Source organism: Croceibacterium xixiisoli (assembly GCF_009827305.1).
Classification (GTDB): Bacteria; Pseudomonadota; Alphaproteobacteria; order Sphingomonadales; family Sphingomonadaceae; genus Croceibacterium_C; species Croceibacterium_C xixiisoli.
Map to the genome: position 1 here is coordinate 515,248 of NZ_WTYJ01000002.1, position 19,648 is coordinate 534,895.

General features: G+C 63.7%; 20 protein-coding genes. 12 read left to right on the plus strand and 8 right to left on the minus strand.

Annotated features, from left to right (window positions below):
• The first annotated feature begins 169 nt into the window (after positions 1–169).
• The 4 genes from GRI97_RS11505 to GRI97_RS11520 all read left to right on the plus strand — a co-directional run bounded on the left by GRI97_RS11505 (position 170) and on the right by GRI97_RS11520 (position 4,137).
• The gene (locus GRI97_RS11505; protein WP_161391317.1) at positions 170–1,171 is read left to right on the plus strand and encodes a ligase-associated DNA damage response exonuclease; all 1,002 of its coding nucleotides are present in this window, start codon (positions 170–172) and stop codon (positions 1,169–1,171) included.
• Positions 1,172–1,173: 2 nt separating this feature from the next.
• Positions 1,174–2,772, plus strand: coding sequence for a cisplatin damage response ATP-dependent DNA ligase (locus GRI97_RS11510; protein WP_161391318.1), 1,599 nt, complete (start codon positions 1,174–1,176; stop codon positions 2,770–2,772).
• Positions 2,773–2,851: 79 nt separating this feature from the next.
• Positions 2,852–3,373: a lipocalin family protein gene (locus GRI97_RS11515; protein ID WP_161391319.1), complete on the plus strand. Its 522-nt coding sequence runs from the start codon at positions 2,852–2,854 to the stop codon at positions 3,371–3,373.
• Between the two features lie 47 nt (positions 3,374–3,420).
• Positions 3,421–4,137, plus strand: a complete 717-nt coding sequence (locus tag GRI97_RS11520) for an SMI1/KNR4 family protein (RefSeq protein WP_161391320.1) — start codon at positions 3,421–3,423, stop codon at positions 4,135–4,137.
• A gap of 6 nt (positions 4,138–4,143) precedes the next feature.
• On the opposite strand, the gene GRI97_RS11525 is transcribed toward GRI97_RS11520, so the two are convergent.
• Positions 4,144–5,208, minus strand: coding sequence for an FUSC family protein (locus tag GRI97_RS11525; RefSeq protein ID WP_161391321.1), 1,065 nt, complete (start codon positions 5,206–5,208; stop codon positions 4,144–4,146).
• Between the two features lie 123 nt (positions 5,209–5,331).
• Here GRI97_RS11525 and GRI97_RS11530 point away from each other — a divergent pair, with 123 nt between their 5' ends.
• On the plus strand, positions 5,332–6,144 hold the full coding sequence (locus GRI97_RS11530; protein ID WP_161391322.1) for a shikimate 5-dehydrogenase: 813 nt from the start codon (positions 5,332–5,334) through the stop codon (positions 6,142–6,144).
• A gap of 75 nt (positions 6,145–6,219) precedes the next feature.
• Here the strand turns inward: GRI97_RS11530 and era are convergent, their stop codons facing one another.
• The 3 genes from era to lepB are packed head-to-tail and all read right to left on the minus strand — an operon-like array spanning position 6,220 to position 8,656.
• Positions 6,220–7,125, minus strand: a complete 906-nt coding sequence (gene era, locus GRI97_RS11535) for a GTPase Era (protein ID WP_161391323.1) — start codon at positions 7,123–7,125, stop codon at positions 6,220–6,222.
• Positions 7,122–7,784 (minus strand): ribonuclease III, encoded by a 663-nt coding sequence (rnc, locus tag GRI97_RS11540; protein WP_161391324.1) that lies wholly within the window; start codon positions 7,782–7,784, stop codon positions 7,122–7,124. Before rnc ends, era begins: the two co-directional genes overlap by 4 nt.
• A gap of 17 nt (positions 7,785–7,801) precedes the next feature.
• Positions 7,802–8,656 carry a signal peptidase I gene (gene lepB / locus GRI97_RS11545; protein ID WP_161391325.1) on the minus strand — a complete coding sequence of 285 codons (855 nt, stop codon included), beginning with the start codon at positions 8,654–8,656 and terminating at the stop codon, positions 7,802–7,804.
• Between the two features lie 170 nt (positions 8,657–8,826).
• On the opposite strand from lepB, the gene pgi reads away from it, so the two are divergent.
• The 3 genes from pgi (at position 8,827) to GRI97_RS11560 (ending at position 12,262) form a co-directional block, all read left to right on the plus strand.
• Complete coding sequence (gene pgi, locus GRI97_RS11550; RefSeq protein WP_161391326.1) at positions 8,827–10,371, plus strand: glucose-6-phosphate isomerase; 1,545 nt, start codon at positions 8,827–8,829, stop codon at positions 10,369–10,371.
• A gap of 71 nt (positions 10,372–10,442) precedes the next feature.
• Positions 10,443–10,832, plus strand: coding sequence for an HPF/RaiA family ribosome-associated protein (locus tag GRI97_RS11555; protein WP_161391327.1), 390 nt, complete (start codon positions 10,443–10,445; stop codon positions 10,830–10,832).
• A gap of 314 nt (positions 10,833–11,146) precedes the next feature.
• Complete coding sequence (locus tag GRI97_RS11560) at positions 11,147–12,262, plus strand: hypothetical protein (RefSeq protein WP_161391328.1); 1,116 nt, start codon at positions 11,147–11,149, stop codon at positions 12,260–12,262.
• Between the two features lie 66 nt (positions 12,263–12,328).
• Here the strand turns inward: GRI97_RS11560 and GRI97_RS11565 are convergent, their stop codons facing one another.
• Together GRI97_RS11565 and GRI97_RS11570 are read right to left on the minus strand one after the other, a co-directional pair.
• Positions 12,329–13,654, minus strand: coding sequence for a hypothetical protein (locus GRI97_RS11565; protein ID WP_161391329.1), 1,326 nt, complete (start codon positions 13,652–13,654; stop codon positions 12,329–12,331).
• A gap of 126 nt (positions 13,655–13,780) precedes the next feature.
• Positions 13,781–14,389, minus strand: coding sequence for an NAD(P)-dependent oxidoreductase (locus GRI97_RS11570; RefSeq protein ID WP_161391330.1), 609 nt, complete (start codon positions 14,387–14,389; stop codon positions 13,781–13,783).
• A gap of 122 nt (positions 14,390–14,511) precedes the next feature.
• Between GRI97_RS11570 and GRI97_RS11575 the strand changes: the two genes are divergently transcribed.
• Together GRI97_RS11575 and GRI97_RS11580 are read left to right on the plus strand one after the other, a co-directional pair.
• Positions 14,512–14,892, plus strand: coding sequence for a winged helix-turn-helix transcriptional regulator (locus GRI97_RS11575; RefSeq protein ID WP_328598540.1), 381 nt, complete (start codon positions 14,512–14,514; stop codon positions 14,890–14,892).
• 255 nt (positions 14,893–15,147) lie between these two features.
• Complete coding sequence (locus GRI97_RS11580; protein ID WP_161391332.1) at positions 15,148–16,668, plus strand: DEAD/DEAH box helicase; 1,521 nt, start codon at positions 15,148–15,150, stop codon at positions 16,666–16,668.
• 48 nt (positions 16,669–16,716) lie between these two features.
• Here GRI97_RS11580 and GRI97_RS11585 read toward each other — a convergent pair whose 3' ends face one another.
• The gene (locus tag GRI97_RS11585) at positions 16,717–17,340 is read right to left on the minus strand and encodes a nuclear transport factor 2 family protein (protein WP_161391333.1); all 624 of its coding nucleotides are present in this window, start codon (positions 17,338–17,340) and stop codon (positions 16,717–16,719) included.
• A 98-nt stretch (positions 17,341–17,438) separates the two neighbouring features.
• On the opposite strand from GRI97_RS11585, the gene gor reads away from it, so the two are divergent.
• Both gor and GRI97_RS11595 read left to right on the plus strand, forming a co-directional pair.
• Positions 17,439–18,785: a glutathione-disulfide reductase gene (gene gor, locus GRI97_RS11590; protein WP_161391334.1), complete on the plus strand. Its 1,347-nt coding sequence runs from the start codon at positions 17,439–17,441 to the stop codon at positions 18,783–18,785.
• 25 nt (positions 18,786–18,810) lie between these two features.
• A complete protein-coding gene (locus GRI97_RS11595; RefSeq protein ID WP_161391335.1) occupies positions 18,811–18,996 on the plus strand; it encodes a hypothetical protein in 186 nt (61 codons plus the stop codon).
• An 82-nt stretch (positions 18,997–19,078) separates the two neighbouring features.
• Here the strand turns inward: GRI97_RS11595 and GRI97_RS11600 are convergent, their stop codons facing one another.
• Positions 19,079–19,624: a TlpA family protein disulfide reductase gene (locus GRI97_RS11600; protein ID WP_235917775.1), complete on the minus strand. Its 546-nt coding sequence runs from the start codon at positions 19,622–19,624 to the stop codon at positions 19,079–19,081.
• Positions 19,625–19,648 lie beyond the last annotated feature (24 nt).

Consider the following 19,648-nt stretch of genomic DNA (forward strand, 5'->3'; position numbering starts at 1 on the left):
AGATTAGTGGGTAATGATAATAACTATCAGTTGAAGTCAGCGGCAATGTTTTTGTAATGGTCAAATGAGGAGCTTCCGGCGCCCAAATGCGTTGTCATGCGCAGGCAGCGCGTATCCACGCGCAGGCAGGGCGCGCCATGCGTGATTAAAATGAAGGGGAAGCGCAATCATGGCGGGCACATCCTGGATCACCTCCACCCCCACCGGAATCCACCTCCCGGGCCCCGATGTCTGGGTCGATCCGTCCCAGCCGGCGGCCCGTTCGCTGATCACCCACGGCCATGCCGATCACGCGCGCGGCGGCCATGGCCAGGTCATCACCACCGCCGAAACCGCCGCCATCATGGCGCTGCGCTATGGCGAGGCGCCCGATACGCAACACGCTGAATTGCGTCAGGAAATCCCTCTCGGCGACGGCGTGAGTGCCACCTTCTTCCCCGCCGGCCATGTGCTCGGCTCGGCCCAGATCCTGCTCCAGCGGGCAGGGGAAAGGATCGTCGTCACCGGGGATTACAAGCGCCGGCCCGATCCCACCTGCCTGCCGTTCGAACCCGTCCCCTGCGACGTGCTGATTACGGAGGCGACCTTCGGCCTGCCGGTTTTCACCCACCCACCGATCCTGGGCGAAATGGCCCGCCTCCTCGAAGCCCGCGCCACCCACCCAAACCGCTGCGTCCTCGTCGGTGCCTACGCCTTGGGCAAAGCGCAGCGGGTCATCGCCGAGCTGCGTCGGGCCGGCTACAATCAGCCGATCTACCTCCACGGCGCGCTGGCCCGGATGTGCGCTTTGTACGAGGAATTGGGCGTTTCTCTGGGGCCGTTGAAGCTCGTGGAAGGCCACAGTCGGGAGGATCTCGCCGGTCAGATCATCCTTTCCCCACCCTCGGCCCTGAACGACCGCTGGAGCCGCCGCTTGCCTGATCCGATCACTGCCATGGCCTCGGGCTGGATGCGCGTCCGCCAGCGCGCGGTGCAGCGCAATGTGGAACTCCCGCTGATCATTTCCGACCACGCCGACTGGACCGAACTCACCAACACGATCCAGGAATTGCGCCCGGGGGAAGTGTGGGTAACCCACGGTCGGGAAGAGGCGCTGGTACACTGGTGCCGCACCCGCCAGATCCGCGCCCGTGCGCTCGATCTGGCTGGCTATGATGATGAGGACGACTGAGGATGAAGGCCTTCAGCACCCTGATCGACCGGCTGATCTACACCCGCTCGCGCAATGAAAAGCGCGATCTGATCGCCGCCTATCTCCGCACTGCGCCGGACCCCGATCGCGGCTGGGCGCTGGCCGCCATGACCGGGGCGCTGGATTTCCCGGCGGTGAAATCGGCCGCCATCCGCAAGATCATCGGTGAGCGGGTCGATCCCGTGTTGTTCGCCCTGTCGCGCGATTATGTCGGCGACACCGCCGAAACCGTCAGCCTGCTCTGGCCCACGCCTGACGCGGCGGAGCGGGTGGGATCCGAACCCACGCTCTCCGAAACCGTCACCGCACTGGCTGGCATGACCCGCGCCAGCGTGCTGCGTGAACTGCCGCTGTTGCTCGATCGGCTCGACGCCAATGGTCGCTTCGCCCTGCTCAAATTCGCCACCGGGGCCATGCGGATCGGCGTGTCGGCGCGGATGGCCAAGCTCGCCTTCGCCCATGCCTTCGACGTGTCGAGCGACGATGTGGAAGAGATGTGGCACGCGCTGCAGCCGCCTTATGCCGAATTGTTCGCCTGGGCCGCTGGTGGCGAAGAAAAGCCCGATGCCAGTGCCTTGCCGGTCTTCCGCCCGTTCATGCTGGCCGTTCCGCTGGAAGAACGGGAGATCGATCTCAGCCAGTTTGCCGCCGAATGGAAATGGGACGGCATCCGCGTGCAGCTGGTCCACATGGGCGGTGAAACCCGCCTCTATAGCCGGGGCGGGGACGATATCACCGGCGCTTTCCCCGATGTCGCGGCTGATTTTTCCCTGCCCGCGGTGCTCGACGGCGAATTGCTGGTGCGCGGCGCGCATCAGGGCGGGGAAGAGGGTGGGGCGGCCAGCTTCAACGCGCTGCAGCAGCGGCTCGGCCGCAAGCAGGTCTCCGCCGCCATGCTGGCCGAATACCCTGCTTTTGTGCGGCTGTATGACATTCTGGTCGATGGCGCAGAAGACGTTCGCGCGCTGCCCTGGACGCAGCGCCGCGCCCGGCTGGAGGCGCTGATGCCGCGCCTGCCGGCATCGCGGTTCGATATCTCGGCGCTGATCGAGGCGGCGGATTTCTCCGCCCTGGCCACTCTGCGCGACAATGCCCGTGACGCTGCGATCGAGGGGCTGATGCTGAAGCTGCGCGACAGCCCCTATGTCCCCGGCCGCCGCGTCGGCCTGTGGTACAAATGGAAACGTGATCCGCTGACCGCCGATTGCGTGCTGATGTATGCCCAACGCGGATCGGGGAAGAGATCCAGCTTCTATTCCGATTACACCTTCGGTTGCTGGACTGCGCCGCCGGAGGAGGGCGGGGAGATCGTGCCGGTGGGCAAGGCCTATTCCGGCTTCACCGATGAAGAGCTCAAATGGCTCGACAGCTTCGTGCGCAAGCACACCGTCCAGCGCTTCGGCCCGGTGCGGGAGGTGGAAAAGACGTTGGTGGTGGAGGTCGCGTTCGATTCCATCCACGACAGCAAGCGCCACAAATCCGGCCTCGCCATGCGGTTCCCCCGCATTGCACGCATCCGGAAAGACAAGCCGGCGGCAGAAGCCGATCTGGTCGAAACCCTGCGCCGCCAGATCGTGTAGTCCTTGGGGCAAAGCAGCCGAAACCAAAGCTTTCTCCCCGCGTTCCACCCCTACGACATCGTTGCAGGAGCGCGCATATATGGCCGAAGATTTCTCCATCCCGACAGTCTCGCAGGTCGATCTGCCGCGCTATCTCGGGCTGTGGTACGAAATCTGCCGCCTGCCGATGAAATGGGAAGATGAGGCGGCATCGGATATCACCGCGCATTATTCGCTCAAACCCGATGGCAAGGTGAAGGTCGATAACCGCTGCATCGATGCCGACGGCAAGCCTGCCCAGGCCGTCGGGGAGGCGGAAGCGGTCGATGACAGCATGGCCCGCCTCACCGTCACCTTCCTCCCGGCAGGCTTGCGTTGGTTGCCTTTCACAAAGGGTGATTACTGGGTGCTGATGCTGGATGAGGATTACCGCATCGCCTTGGTCGGCAGCCCGGATCGCAAATATCTCTGGCTGCTGTCGCGCACGCCGCAGCTTTCTCCGGCGGAGCGCGCTCCGTTCCTGGCCCATGCCGAGCAATTGGGCTTCGATCTCGCGCCGTTGATCACCCCGCAACAAAGCGGCGGGCAGGTTACCGATGCCATGCTCGATCGAGAGGGCTGAGACGCCCCCGCCTCGCCAATCTGGGGCTGATCTGCTGTAAGACGCCAATGGATGAGCCACTGCCGGAAGAGATCGCTCGTTTCATCGCCGCTGCGGTGGTCACTGGCGATCTGGTGTTGCCATACCATTACCCTGCCATCGATGAGCTGGCGGCGTTCCAGATCGGCTACCGCTCGCATGGGCTGACTGGCGAAAGTCTTGTGTCCTGTGAAGACGGTGGCTGGCAGCCGGGATGGCTCGTCATTGCACAGAACTATTTCGGCGATCCGTTTTTCATCGACACGGGCGAAGGGGCCGCCGGCTTTCCGGTCCATTACGCGCCACATGGGGCGGGGCGCTGGGATGCCATCACGGTCGCGCCCTCCTGCCGGGAGTTTGGTGCCGCGCTGGCCCACCTTCAAGGCACCGGTGATGCAGATGCGCTGGAAGCGATCATATCTGGCGATCCGGACCATCCCCTGTGGCGGGAGGCCATCGCCGAGCGGCGCGAACGGGCCGAGGACGATGCGGTCGAGCCCGCCTACGATCCGCGGGCAATCGAACAGGGCGATCTGATTGTCACCGATCTTGGCCCGCACAAGATGAAGGTGATCCGCCTGCTGCGGGAGGTATTGGGCCTGTCCTTGCAGGACGCGATGGCCCTGTCCGCGCAACCTGACATTCTGGTCGGCAGCGGGCCCCGGGTCAGCTTCGGCTGGATCGAGCGCGATTTGATCGCGCAGGGAGCGTCCGTGACGTTCCGCCCGCAAGCCGGCGACGCTTAACCGCTGTCAGCCCACCCGGCTTTCCGCGATCCGGGCCGCCAGATCCTGAAAATCCTGGTGCAGCTTGCGCAACGCAAAGGCGAGCCCGAACACGCGCCCGACGGAATCGAACGGCATTTCGCGCGCATGATCGGACTGCTGCAGTGCGGTGAAGGCCGCGTCGAAGGCCATGGCGGCCTGGTCTTCCGGTTGCGGGGAAATCTCTGCTCCTTCGGTCAAGCCCCGCGCGCAGGCCTGTGCCAGCTGTGCCATGGATCGCAGCATGCCGGTCGCCGCCGGGCCGACGAAGGCCATCGCTTCTTCGGCCAGCGGCTGGTCCAGCAATCCGCCGACATGGGTTATGCCGTTTCTGATCCGCCACAGCGTGCGCGGGATGGCATCGGACACGCCTTCGCTGACCAGCCCCATGGCCTTTTCCCGCTGTGCGTCCTTCAGCATGCCGTCGGCGGCCACCATGGCATTGCGCATGCTGATCAGCGCCTCCGCCGGGACCACGGCCTTGCGCTGTTCCAGCGCATCGGCCTCCGTGTTGAGCAGTTCGGCCATGGTCTTCAGCACGCCGCCCAGCTGGTCGATCATCACGCCCTTTGATGGAACCGGCAGGATGAACCGGCTGGCTAGCACGCCCACCACGCCGCCCAGCGTGATTTCCAGGATCCGGTCCAGCACGAACACGCCCACCGGCATGGTGGTAACGTGGGTCAGCACGACCACTGCCGCTGTCAGCGGGGCGGCCCGCAGATAAGCGTGCTTGCCCGCTGTGACATTCAGCACGCCAATGGCCAGCACCAGCGTGGCGGCCAGCGCGATCGGATGATGCGGCAGCGTCAGCAGGATGATCCCGCCCGTCAGCGCGCCTGCCACCGTCGCGATCAACCGGTCGCGCGCGGCGCCGGCGGTCGCGCCCAGCGATCCCTGCATCACGATCAGCACGGTGAAGATCGCCCATGCCCCCTGCGGCAGGCCGAATGCCTGCACCAGCGCGAAGGTGACGCAACAGGCGACCATGACACGGATGGCCTGGGCCAAAGCAGGGGGCAAAGCGGGGGCCAAGGCGGGCTTTATGGACATGGCGGCTCCTTCGCTGATCGGTACAGCCATGCACCCGGATCAGGCGCTGCGCCATGGCATAAACGAAAACCGCATTCGGCAAGCCGGCTTCCCGGCTGGCCGACACCGGGCTAAACGCCGCTCATGGCTCAAAAACCTTTGATCGGCCGCGACACCCGGCTGTGCATGTCGTTGTCCGCCCGGCCGGGCAATTTCGGCACGCGCTTCCACAACCGGCTCTATGAGCTGACCGGGCTGGATTTCGTCTACAAGGCCTTCAGCACCACCGATCTGCCGGCCGCCATTGGCGGTATTCGCGCTTTGAACATTCGCGGCTGCGCGATTTCCATGCCGTTCAAGGAAGCAGTCATTCCCCTGCTGGATGGGCTGGATAACAGCGCCGCAGCGATCGACAGCGTCAACACAATCGTCAATGATGATGGCCGGCTGACCGGCTACAACACCGATTATGGTGCGGTGCGCGCGCTGATCGCCGATATCGATCCGGCAACCCCGTTCGTGTTGCGTGGCTCCGGCGGCATGGCCAAGGCCGTGGCGGCGGCATTTCGTGACGCCGGTTTTCGCGATGGGGTAATCGTTGCCAGAAACCAGGCTGCATGTCAGGCGCTGGCGGCGCTTTGCGGTTTTCGCTGGCTCGCCGATCTGGGGGAGGGCGCGCCGATCCTGATCAATGTCACACCCTTGGGCATGACCGGCAGCCCGCCCAATGAGCTGCCATTTCCGGAGGCGATGATAGAACAGGCAGTGATCGCCTTCGACGTGGTGCAATATCCACCCGAAACCCCATTCCTGCGGATCGCACGCGAAGCGGGCAAGCGCTGCATCACCGGGGAAGAGGTGGCGATCCTGCAGGCGCTGGATCAGTTTGTCCTCTACACCGGCCTGCGCCCGTCACCCGATCAGGTGGCAGACGCGGCCCGATTTGCCCGGCAATAGACGCTTGGCAGATATCGGGGAGTGCTGATCCCCGGGATGGTATTGCGTCCGGCTCCCGCCTTGCGCAAAATTCGCTCAGCGGACCCAGTCGAGCCCGATTTCCTCAAAGATCTCACGGCTTTCGGCCCAGTTTTCCTCGACCTTTACATGCAGGAACAGATGCACGGGCACGCCCAGAATCTCGCTCAGTTCAGCGCGGGCGGCTTCCCCGATGGCCTTGATCTTCGCGCCGCGCTTGCCCAGCACGATGCTCTTCTGACTCTCCCGCGCGATCACGATCTGCTGGTGAATCTCGACACTGCCATCCTTGCGGGTGGTATAGGCCTCGGGCCGTACCGCGCTGTCATAGGGCAATTCGTCATGCAATTGGCGATAGAGCTGTTCGCGCGTGACTTCGGTGGCGAGCAGCCGCTCGCTGGCATCGGACACCTGATCTTCGGGATAATGCCACGGGCTTTCCGGCATCAGTCCGGCGAGGAACGTCTTGAGTTCGGGCACACCGTCGCCATCCAGCGCGGACACGAAGAACACCTCGGTGAAATCGACCTTTGCAGTCAGATCCTGCGCCAGTGTCAGCAGATCGCCCTTCTTGCCGGTATCGACCTTGTTCAGCACCAGGATTTTGCGTTCCGGCCGGTCCTTCAGATTTTCGAGCAGCGGTTCCAGCTCGTGCCGGCGCTTCTTCACGCTGTCGACCACCAGCAGCACTGCATCGGCGGCCACGGCGCCTTCCCAGGCGGCGCTGACCATGGCGCGGTCCAGCCGCCGCTTGGGGGCGAAAATGCCCGGCGTGTCGGCTAGGATGATCTGCACCGGACCTTCCAGCGCGATGCCCAGCAGGCGTGCGCGTGTGGTCTGGGCCTTGGCGCTGGTGATCGCGACCTTCTGCCCCACCAGCTGGTTGACCAGCGTCGATTTGCCGGCATTCGGTGCGCCGATCACGGCCACGACGCCACAACGCTGGTTTTCCACTTCACTCATCCGTAACGCTCCATGAACAGGCGGGCCGCTGCTGTTTCGGCTTCCTGCTTGCTGTTGGCGGTGGCTTCGACCGCCCCGACATTGTTGACGCTAACCCGCACGGTAAAGCGCGATGCATGATCGGGGCCTGACCGGTCGACCAGCGCATATTCCGGCGGTTTGCGACGATTGCCGGCCGCCCATTCCTGCAGCGCGCTTTTCGGATGCTTGGACTGGCCGGCCTTCCCCTGCAGCGCCGCCTGCCAGATTTGCAGCACCAGTGCGCGCGTTGCATCGAACCCGCTGGCGATGAAACTGGCGCCCAGCAGCGCCTCCATCACATCACCCAATACATTGTCGCTGTCCGCTGCGCCATCGTCCCGTGCCTGCTTGCCCAGGCGCAGGTGGCCGGGGACGCCGATGGCACGCGCCACGGCGGCACAGGTCTGGCGGCTGACCAGCGCATTCAGCCGCTGCGCCAGTTCACCTTCTGGTCCCTGATGGCTGCCGTGCAACCAGGCGGCAATGGTCAGCCCCAGCACCCTATCGCCGAGAAATTCCAGCCGCTGGTAATCGCGCGCGGCGCCGGTGCTGCCATGGGTCAGCGCTTCCAGCCACAGCGCCTCATCCGCGACGGCGAAGCCCAGCTGTTTCAGCCAGTCCAGCGTGTCGCTGTTCATCGGTTGATCGGTTGTTTTCAAAAGCCCTTCCCGATGCGGCTCCACCGTGCGGCCGTGAACCAGGTCCAGGGCTTCAGCCATTCGGCCGATCCATCGGTGGAAAAGAACATGAAGCTGGCACGGCCTGCCACATTGTCGATCGGCACCAGCCCGACACCTTCCTTCGCCACAGGCGGGAACCGGCTGTCGAGCGAATCGTCGCGATTGTCGCCCATGACGAACAGGCGCCCTTCGGGTACGGTGACCGGCTCCGTCGTATCCTGCGGATACAGCCCGTAATCGAGCACATTATAGGTCTTGCCATTGGGCAGGGTTTCGAGAAACTGGGGGTAGGCGCACACGAAACTGCCATCGGGCTGACGCTGGGTGAAGCGCACGTCCTTGCACCCTTGCGTGGGCGCGATCGGCAGTTTGAAATCCGCCACGCGCTTCTTGGGCACGGCCTGACCATTGATCTGCAGTACCCCGCCGACCATCTGCACCTGATCGCCCGGCAAGCCGATGACCCGCTTGACGTAATCGGCACGATCGACCGGATGGCGGAAGATAATCACATCACCCTGCTTAGGCACGCCACCGGGGATGCGGCCATTCCACAGCTTGATGTCGAAGGGCATGGATGCCTGCGAATAGCCATAGGGCCACTTGGCGGCGAACAGATAGTCCCCCACCAGCAGGCGCGGCATCATCGACCCGCTGGGAATGACGAAGCTGGTGAACACGAATGTGCGGAACAGCACCACCACCACGATCAGCTTGATCAGGAAAACGAAGAAATTGTCTTCCTTCTTTTCCTTCTGCGGCTTCGCATTGCCATGGGCGGCGGCCGGTGCGCTTGCCGCTGCGGCGGGTAGGGTGTCAGTATCGCTCATCGCAACATTCCATGTTGGCCGGGGAAATCACCGCCAGTTTCACCCGTGCTGTCGCAAGGGGCGAATCCGGCGATATTTCCGGTTTCCATTCATCGCCGGAGCGCCTAGCCCTTTCGCCTGGTTTCAGGAAGGGGGCCTCTACCAGGGGGCCACAGGGGAGTATCAGCTGCATGGGTGATCTGCGTGCAAAATCCTGGGCGAAGATTTCAGCCCAGCCGGAAAGCACGCTCGCGCAGCTGTTCTCCGACCATCCCGATCGGGTGGCGCAACTGTCCACCCGTTTCCTGCTCAGCGATGATGGGCAAGACGAGGAAGCCGGCGCCGGCGGCATCTGGTTCGACTGGTCCAAGACCCATCTGACCGCCTCCCTGATCGATGATTTCAACGAACTGGCTGGCGCTGCCGGCTTTGCAGACATGCGCCGCCGGCTGTTCGCGGGCGAGGTGGTCAACCCCACCGAAGGGCGCGCTGCCGAACATCCGGCCCTGCGCGGCGTGGGTCGCGACAGCAGCGTGGAAGAGGCGGAGGCGCTGCGCCATCGCATGCGGATGCTGGTGGGCGCGATCCATGCCGGCGCCTTGGGTGAGGTGAAGCATCTGATCCATATCGGGATCGGCGGATCGGCGCTGGGCCCGGCGCTGGCCGTGGATGCGCTGGCGCGTGATCTGGCGCTGGTCGATGTGCATGTGATTTCCAACATCGATGGTGTCGCCTTGGAAGCCGCCTTTGCCGTCTGTGATCCGCAGACCACGCTGGTCGCTGTTGCCAGCAAGACCTTCACCACCATCGAAACCATGACCAATGCCACCAGCGCGCTGAAATGGCTGGCGGACAATGGCGTGTCCGATCCCTCCGGCCGGGTGATCGCACTGACCGCCGCGCCCGAACGGGCGGTGGAATGGGGGGTGGACGAAACCCGTATCCTGCCTTTCGCCGAAAGCGTGGGCGGGCGCTATTCCCTCTGGTCGTCGATCGGCTTCCCCGTGGCGATCGCGATCGGCTGGGAAGATTTTGAATCCATGCTGGCCGGCGCGGCAGCGATCGACCGGCATTTCCGCGACAGCGACGGGGCCGACAATCTGCCGTTGCGGGCGGCCTTCTCCGATCTTTATTATGCCCGCGTCCGAGGCGCGCAAACCCGCGCGGTCTTTGCCTATGACGAACGGCTGCGCCTCCTGCCCGACTATCTCCAGCAACTGGAGATGGAGAGCAATGGCAAGAGCGTGACGGCAGAGGGCGCGCCGGTCGATGCGCCGACTGCGCCGATCACCTGGGGCGGGGTGGGCACCGATGCCCAGCATGCGGTGTTCCAATTGCTGCATCAGGGCACCCATCTGGTGCCGGTCGATTTCATCGCCAGCATCGCCCCCGGGGACGATCTCGACGCTGCGCATCATCGCATTCTGCTGATGAACTGCTTTGCACAAGGGGCCGCGCTGATGTCCGGTCGGCACAGCGATGATCCGGCGCGCAACTATCCGGGCAACCGCCCCTCGGCCACCATCCTGTGCGACGATCTGGATCCTGCCACGCTGGGTGCGCTGATCGCCTTCCACGAACATCGCACCTTTGCCGCAGCCGTGCTGATGGGGATCAACCCCTTCGACCAGTTTGGTGTCGAACTGGGCAAGGAAATCGCCAAGAAAATCCAGCAGGGTGGGGAAAGCTTCGATCCGAGCACGGAAAATTTGCTCGCACTGGCCGGGCTGGACTGACTTCCAGCCGGGTAAAAATCGGAACCCTGATGCACTCCGGCGGTTGGTTTGATGCAACCACGGAGAAAATGATGCCAGAACAGCAAATTGATCAGATCGGACATGGCAGCAGTGTCGACGTGCCCAAGGCGCAGACCGGCAACAACCTGCTTATAAAGGTAAATGGAAACGGTCTGGCTGAAGAAGCCGGCGGCATCAATGCCATCAAGACAGCCCTTCGCCGTCGGCTTGCCCGTTTTGAAAATCGGCTCACCCGGGTCGAAGTGCATCTGGAAGATGTGAACGCTGAACGCGGCGGTGGCCGAGACAAGCGCTGCCTGATCGAGCTGCGTCCGGCGGGCGGTGCGCCCATTGCCGTGACGGATTTCGCCGGTGAAGTCGCTCCATCGTTGGCTGGCGCCACAACCAAGGCGGTTGCCGCCATGAACAGCCATTTCGGCAAGCTCGACGCGCAGAGGTAGGCGCGGGGGTGGTGGCTGGACTTCGACGGGCTCAGCCCGAGCGGGCGTGGGGTTCTGAAGCTGTGAACCCTACGCGACCCGCCGCGCCCGTCACGCAATAGGATCCTTCCTCCGCTCCCAACGCCGTCCAGCCTGGGCCAGTCGAAGGCCAAGCGCCCTCGGCAAGGCCAGACCCGTGAACTCGAGCCCCGCAGATAGTACCTCCGGATCCACGCAATCCGGTGGCATTGCCGCGCAAACGCTCGTATCAGCAAACGATAACAGAACTGAACAATCCGGACTGCGTCAAACGCAGCCGGCGGAGGAGGGCGAACATGAAGGGAAATGGCTGCAAACCGCGCAGGCTGGCGTCTGCCGGACTGGCATTGTCGCTGGCTTTGCTGTCAGGCACTGCACAGGCGCAACAGGCTGCTGCAAACGCTCCGACTGATCTGACTGTGATGCCGCCGGTCACCACCAGCTTCCAGCCGCAGCGCACCCCCTGGGGTGATCCGGATCTGCGCGGGGTCTGGCCGATCAATGATGTCGCCGAAATGCCGGTCAGCCGGCCGGATCAATATGGCAATCGCTTCTTCAAGACCGAGGAAGAGCTGGCGCAGGAACAGACCCGCGCAAACGAACTGGAAACCCGCTACGCCAAGGAAGAAGCGGAGGAAACCATCGGCACCGGGCACTGGATCGAATATCTGGCCGGCCAGCGCCGCACATCCATGCTGGTGGAACCGGCCAGTGGCAAGCTGCCCACCTTCACCCCGCAGGCCGAAGCGCTGTACAAGGCCGGCCGATCCAGCTGGACCCCCAACACGCAATTCGACTGGGTCACCGATTTCGACAGCTGGGATCGCTGCATTTCCCGCGGATTTCCCGCCTCCATGCTGCCGTTCCGCTACAACAATGGCATCCGCATCTATCAATCGCCCGGCTATGTGGTGATCGCGCTGGAAATGCTCGGCACGCGGGTGATCCCGGTCACCAGCCAGCCGGCGGTGCCGGGCGCGGTGCAGGCCTGGCTCGGCAGCAGCCGCGGCCATTGGGAAGGCAACACACTGGTCATCGAAACCGCCAATCTGAAGACCGGCGACAGCGCCACGCGTGACATGTACGCCCGCAACGGATCGCCGCTGAACATGGCCACGCGCGGCATTCCGCCGTGGAACACCATTCCCACCAGCGGCAAGGCACGGGTGGTCGAACGGCTGACCATGGTGGGCGAAAACACCATTACCTATGAAATGAGCTATTCCGATCCCGACGTCTTCACCGCACCCTGGACCGTACGGTTCGACTGGACGCGCGACAGCGACTATGAATTCTTCGAATATGCCTGCCACGAAGGCAATGTGCAGGTCCGCAACTACATCACCGCCTCCCGCGCCGGCCGCCTCGGCACGCTGAGCGCGGAGGAGGCAGCGGGCGACAGCGGCCACTGATCACCCGGTTTCAATCTCCGATAACCCTATCCGCTCAGGCTGAGCGGATAGGGTGAAAACTCACCCTCAAAACCGCTTCAGCTTCTGGTCGGGATCATAACCGCCGCGTGCCAGTTCCAGCTGTGCCACCATGGCCCGGGCATGGCCAACGCCCGGGCTCTCGGCGCCCTCTTCATACTGGTCCGGATCGTGCCGGACGTTCCAGATGAAATGCCACAGATCCAGTGGCGTCCGCCATGCGGAATGCATGCCGCTCAGGGCCGACTGGAATTCATCCTCACTCATCATGCCGCTTCCATGGCGGGCGATCAGCCCTTCGGCCCAGGCGATCGCGATCGGATTGATGGTGGCCAGATCCACCTCCTCGGCGGGAATGGTGAACAGATCGGCCGCCTCCAGCACGCGGCGGGCGTCGTCGAACCGGGCCTGGGCGTTGAGAATGCGGGTATAGGACAGCGTGAACCAGGGGCGGGGCGTCTCTCCGCGCCGTTCGGGGAAGGCGGCCAGCGCGGCCTGGAAGCGTTCCTCCACCGTGCCTTCATAACGGGTGCCTCCCGGCCCGTCGAAATGGGTGGCCAGGCTGAATTGTTCTGCCAGCTGGGCATAGCTGCCGCTCAGCCGGTTGTTCCACGCCAGATGGATCAGCGCATGCAGCGTTTCGGTGTAATCGCGGTTTTCGTAGTAATTCTGCAGGTACATCCGGTCGGCCCATTCGACGCGGGTCAGCGCTTCACCCGGGGGCGGCTCATCGGCAGAGACCTGGCGCCATTGCCAATCCGTCCCGCGCCGCCACAGGCTCGGTTCCAGTTGCGCATTCTGAACGAAGAACAGCAGATAGAGCATCAGCCGGCTTTCCAGCCATTTGCGCCGCTTGGCGAAGGCGGCATTGCTCAGTTGCTTGTCCGGATCGATCAGCGCACGCACATCGCGCGATACATTGCCGGTGCCGAACGGCCGCTTCGGATCAATCCCGCCCGCCCGCAGGCTGGCATTCTCCCACAGAATGATCTCATCGGCCTCGGCCTGCCAGGCGATGTCCTCTCCGCTGGCCAGCAATTGCGCGATTTCCGGCGCGGGCGTGCTTTCCAGCCCATAGCGGTCTTCCTGCGTGGCCCCGGCATAGGGGTTGCGGATCAGCCCGCCGATAGTGTCGCCACTCTTGTCCAGCGTGGCGGTCGCCATGAACACTTCCAGTGCGGCCAGCAACTGCGGATCGCTGGTGTCATCGATTTCGAAAAAACCGTCATCGGCCAGGGCGGCGGCACCGGATTCGGCGGTTTCCCAGATAACGGCCAACTCGCGAATGCGGGCGATCTGTTCGGCGGTCACCTCGGTCAGGCTGCTTTCTTCTTCAAGATTGCGCCAGGTCCACAAACCGGTCTGTTCCACCATGCCTTCGCTGCTCCACCTTCGCCTCTTTGCCAGCGATCTTAGGGGGCGGATGTTGCCGGGCAATGGCGGCCCGCACCGTCCGGCCCGCGCCCGGGGGCACTGACCGCACGGCACGGCGCGTTGGGATCAATAGGCGGCGGTGAAGCGGGCCCGGCTGTGATTGTGCTGTTCCAGCTCGTCGACCATGGCGATGGCGTAATCGGCAAAGCTGATCTTGCTGTTGCCTTCGTCATCGGTGATCAGATTGTCGGTATCGGTGCGGAACGTACCAACACGCGGCCCTTCGAAGATGAAGGCGGCGGGGGAAAAGAACGTCCAGTCCACTTCGGTTTCGGACTTCAGGTCGGCCAGGAAATTGATCCCGCCCATCGCTGCCGGCTTCCAGTCGGCCGGGAATTCGGGGGAATCGATCAGCCGTTCGCCCGATGCATTCTTCAGGCTGGCAGCACCGCCGGTCACCAGCAGCCGGTTCACGCCTGCCTGGCGCAGGGCAGACAGGATCTGATCGGCAGAGACGTCGAAATGCAGCGCGCTGATCACCGCATCATGCCCGGCAACCAGATCGGCCAGCTTGGTGGTATCGGATGCGTCGCCCGCAACGGCAGTGATGCCATCGGCGGCGGGGATCTTTTCCGGGCTGCGGGCAATGCCGGTGACTGTGTGGCCGCGTGCGGCGGCTTCCTTGGAAATTTCCGATCCGGCCCGGCCGCTTGCACCCAGAACTGCGATTTTCATCTTGCACTCTCCACTGTGGTTTCCAGTAGGTACCAACTGCGCTATGGAAACTGGCCATGCAAGACGGTACTTTGATCTCACCAGGCCACTTTCCGGAAACCACCCCGATTGTTGACCAGCCGGTGAGCGCGCCCCGCGGCGATGTCTTCGCCGCCAATTGCCCGACGCGGCAACTGCTCGATCGCATCGGCGACAAATGGAGCGTGCTGATCCTCACTCTGTTGGGGGAAGAAACCATGCGCTTCAACGAACTGAAGCGGCGGGTCGATGGTGTTTCCCAGAAAATGCTCAGCCAGACGCTGCGAACGCTGGAGCGTGACGGCCTGGCCTTCCGAACCGCGCGCCCGACCGTGCCGGTGACCGTCAGCTACAGTATCACCCCGCTGGGGCGTGAACTGCTCGGCGCCATGCAGTTGCTGATCGACTGGGCCGAAACACGGATGGCCGATGTTTCGGCTGCACAGCGCGATTATGATCGGCGGCTGGACATGGCGCTGACTTGATTTGCGCATTCACGAACGGCCATGCACCAGCGCCACGCCAGAGACCACCCAGGCAAGGCAGATTGACTTTCGGACCTGCCGCCCCTAGATGCCCCGCAGCGAAGCGCCTTGGCAGCGTGAATAGGCGGTTGTCCGCCCCGGCCGCGCTTCGATGTATTTTCCAGAGCTTCCCTTTTCACGCGGGTCGTTCCTAACCCCGCGAACGTGCGCGCCGGTTGGGTGCGCGCGCTATCGCTGATTGCGAGTATTCATCTCATGTCATTCGAACAACTCGGCCTGTCTCACGCCGTTCTCCAGGCGCTTGAGCTCAAGGGCTATGACAAGCCGTCGCCGATTCAGGAACAGTCGATCCCGACCGTTCTGCAGGGCCGCGATCTGCTCGGCATCGCGCAGACCGGTACCGGCAAGACAGCGGCCTTCATGCTGCCTTCGATCGATCGCCTGGTCGCATCGGACAAGCGGCCCAAGCCGCGCTGCTGCCGCATGCTGGTGCTCGCGCCGACGCGCGAACTGGCCAGCCAGATCGCCAAGAGCGCCAGCGAATATGCCCGTTTCGCCCATCTCAAGGTTGTCACCGTGTTCGGCGGCACCTCGGTCAATCGCAACCGACAGGATGTGGCGCGCGGCGTCGATATCCTGATCGCCACGCCCGGCCGGCTGGTCGATCTGACCGATCAGAACGCGCTCGACCTGTCGCAGGTCGAAGTGCTGGTGCTCGACGAAGCCGATCAGATGCTCGATCTCGGCTTCATCCATGCGCTGCGCCAGATCGTCCGCATGCTGCCGCGCCAGCGCCAGACGCTGTTCTTCTCCGCCACCATGCCCAATTCGATCAAGCAGCTGGCCGGCCAGTATCTGACCGATCCGGTGCAGGTCTCGGTCGCGCCCGCCTCGACCACCGCTGAACGCGTCGAACAATATGTCTGCTATCTCAACCAGGCGGAAAAGCAGGCGCTGCTCACCATCGTCCTGCGCGATGGCTTTTCCGCCGGCGAAATGGATCGCGTGCTGGTGTTCACCCGCACGAAGCATGGCGCCGATCGCGTCGTGCGCAAGCTGGCGCAGACCAATATCGTGGCCGCCGCGATCCATGGCAACAAGAGCCAGCCACAGCGCGAAAAGGCGCTCGACGCCTTCCGCGCCGGCCAGATCAAGGTGCTGGTCGCCACCGACATTGCCGCCCGCGGGATCGATATCCCCGGCGTCAGCCATGTGATCAATTTCGAACTGCCGAATGTGCCGGAACAATATGTCCACCGCATTGGCCGTACCGCGCGCGCCGGCGCCGATGGCATTGCTGTGTCGTTCTGCGCGCAGGATGAAAAGGAATATCTGCGCGATATCCAGCGCCTGACCAAGGTAACGCTGGAGCAGGTTCCCCTGCCGGAAAGCTTCAACGTCGAAGTCTCGCGCATCAACGCGCTGACCCCGCCGGCCGATCGCCGGGAAGAAGCGCGCCGTGATGCGCAGGCCATGGAACGCCAGAACCGTGGCCCGCGTCCGCCGCGCGCAACCGTGCAGCCCAAGCGGGTCGGTGGCGGCAATGCCGGTGGCCAGGGCGGCAACCGCAATGGCGGGCAGGGCCAGCGTTCGGGTCAGGGCCAGCCGGGCAACAGCCAGGGCGGCGAAGGCAAGCGCCATGATGGTGGCCGTTCCGGGCAGGGCGGACGTCCGGCCCACGCCGGCCAGGGCCGTCCGCAGGGCGGCAAGCCCGGTGGTGGTCAGCGCCAGCGTCGTCGTTCCGGCGGCGGTGGCGGCGGCGCACCGCGCGGCTGACCCCTTGATCGGATCAACGGAAAAGGGGGCGCCAAATCGCCCCCTTTTTCATGCCTGCCATAATGCCCGCTCTGCCCGGCGCCCCAGCGGGAAGCGATAGGACACATCGCTGCTGTCCTGTCGTGACGGGCCGCTCGGCGGCACCGGAGCCCAGCGCGCCGGATCGTCCGAAGTCCCGCCATCGGCACTGTCATAAAGTGCCGCCAGCCTCTCGGGTGTCAGCCCTTCGCCGGCATTGCGACCGGCCAGGGCGAAGGACATTTCGGGCATGTATTCGCGCACCGCGATCCGCCATTCAGCGCCCGTTCCTTCCGGGTCGCGGCGTTCAAACTGCTGCAGATAGCGTCCGCTCGACAGCAGCGTTTCGCCGCTGTGCCGCTGCAGCATAACCAGGCAATAATGCTCGGCCACCGCGACATCGCCCTTGATGCGGATCGCATGGGTGGTCGTGTGATGCTGGTGGTTGCGATAGGCGGCGTCATGGTGCGGATTGGCCCAGGCCAGGAAATCCTCCAGCCCGCCGTGGAAGATATTGGTATAGGCGATTTCTGCATCGGGCCAGAAAGTGGACCGCATCAGTTCCACATCGTGCCGATCCACCCCCCGCGTATAGCGGGCCATGCAATCGACGATTTCCGTCCGGTTCAACAACCGCGCGATCCGCTGATCCATTATCTCTCTCCCTCATATTTTTCACGACGGTGGCCGGCTGTTGGCATTCGCGCAAGCCGGGGCCATATGCTGGCGGCATCTGGACGAGGAAGCACAGCATGGCCGAATTCGATTATGACCTTTTCACCATCGGCGCCGGTTCGGGCGGCGTGCGCGCCAGCCGCGTGGCGGCCGCCTATGGCGCGAAGGTTGCCGTGGCAGAGGAATATCGGGTTGGCGGAACCTGCGTGATCCGTGGCTGCGTGCCCAAGAAGATGCTGTTCTATGGTGCCCAGTTCGCCGAAGATCTCGAAGATGCGAAGAATTTCGGCTGGTCGATCGATGGCGCCAAATTTGACTGGAATGTGCTGCGCGACAATGTGCTGAAGGATGTGGACCGGCTGAACGGCCTCTACACCCAAACGCTCGACAACAATAAGGTCGAGATCATCCGCCAGCGCGCCACTATCACCGGCCCGAACGAGGTGACGCTGGCCGATGGTTCGAAGCTGACCGCGCGTTACATCCTCGTAGCCGTGGGCGGCCGGCCGCATGTGCCCGATTTCCCGGGCAGCGATCTGGGCATCACCAGCAATGAAGCCTTCCATCTCGAAAGCCTGCCGGCCCGTATGCTGATCGCCGGGGGCGGCTATATCGCCAATGAATTCGCCGGCATCTTCCATGAATTCGGCTCACAGGTGACCATCGTCAATCGGTCAGATGTGCTGCTGCGCGGCTATGATGAATCGCTGCGTGATCGCCTGCTGCAGATCAGCACGGTCAAGGGTATCCAGTTCCGATTCAACGCCGACTTCCAATCGATCACCAAGCAGGACGACGGCAGCCTGCTGGTTTCGATGAGCAATCATGACGACATGGTGGTCGATGCCGTGCTGTTCGCCACCGGCCGTGTGCCCTTCGTCGAAGGGCTGGGGCTGGACACGGTCGGCGTGAAGCAGGGCAAGCGCGGGGAAATCCTGGTCGACGAATTCAACAAGACCAATGTCGAAAGCATCTATGCCGTGGGCGATGTGACCGACCGGATTCAGCTGACGCCGGTCGCCATCCGCGAAGGTCAGGCCTTTGCCGATACGGTGTTCGGCAACAAGCCGAGCAAGGTGAACTATGATTGCGTCGCCAGCGCGGTGTTCAGCCACCCGCCGATTGCCGCCGTCGGCATGACCGAAAGCGAAGCCCGCAACAAGCTGGGCGCGGTGCGCGTCTACCAGTCGGATTTCCGGCCGATGAAGAATGTGCTGGCCGGCCGCAACGAACGCAGCCTGTACAAGATCGTCTGCGATGAATCGACTGACCGCATCGTCGGCATCCATCTGATCGGCCCCGACGCGCCCGAAGTGCTGCAGGCCGCCGCCATTGCGGTCAAGGCCGGGCTCACCAAGGCCGATTTCGACGCCACCGTCGCCATCCACCCGACCATGGCCGAAGAACTCGTGCTGATGAAATGATTGCCGCTCCATCGGCCGGTAGGTCATGAAAACGACCTTGGGCATCTGCCGGAAAAAGGCCCGTTATGAAACGGAAGACGATGCCTGGGTCGTGATCCACCGCGCCGATGTCGTGCTGCGCCCCTATCGCTGTTCGCTGTGCCGGAAGTTCCACCTGACCAGCCGAACCAAGGGCATGCGGATCAGGCAGGTAGCGGTGACGCCGGCGTGAGAATGACGAACTCTGAAACTCGCCATTCCCGCGCAGGCGGGAATCCAGCAGCCACCTCTCGTCAAGCAGTGTTCGCCCCGCCTCAGGCGGCGGTCGCCTCTGCGATCAGCGTGCGGGCCTCTTCGCTTTCCCAGTCATAGGCGCCCATCACGCGCCACACTTCCTTGCCCTGAGCATCATAGAGCACCGTCACCGGCAGGCCGGCACCACCGCCGAAGGCAAAGCCCAGATCATTCTTGGGATCGAGCCATTGGGGCAGGTTCTTCAGGCCTTTTTCCGCGAAGAAGGCCTTCACCTTGTCCTGCCCGTCCATGTCTTCGCTGATCGTCAGCACGCGCAGCCTGCCCGAATTTTCCGCCGCGATCCGGTCCAGAATGGGCATTTCCACCACGCAGGGCGCGCACCATGTGGCCCACAGATTCATCAGCACCGGCTGCCCGCGCGTTTCCGCCAGGGTTAGCTTTGCGCCTGCGGGATCGGTCACCTGTGCATCGGGCATCATCTCCCCGGCATAGCTGCGGTCGATCTTTCCGGAGATGGCGCCCGCTTTTTCGTCGGTGGAGGCGGCAGAGGCGCTTTCCCCCGGTTGCGCGGCATCCGTGCTTTCCCTATCGCAAGCCCCCACCATCAGGGCGACCGCCAAAGGCAGTGA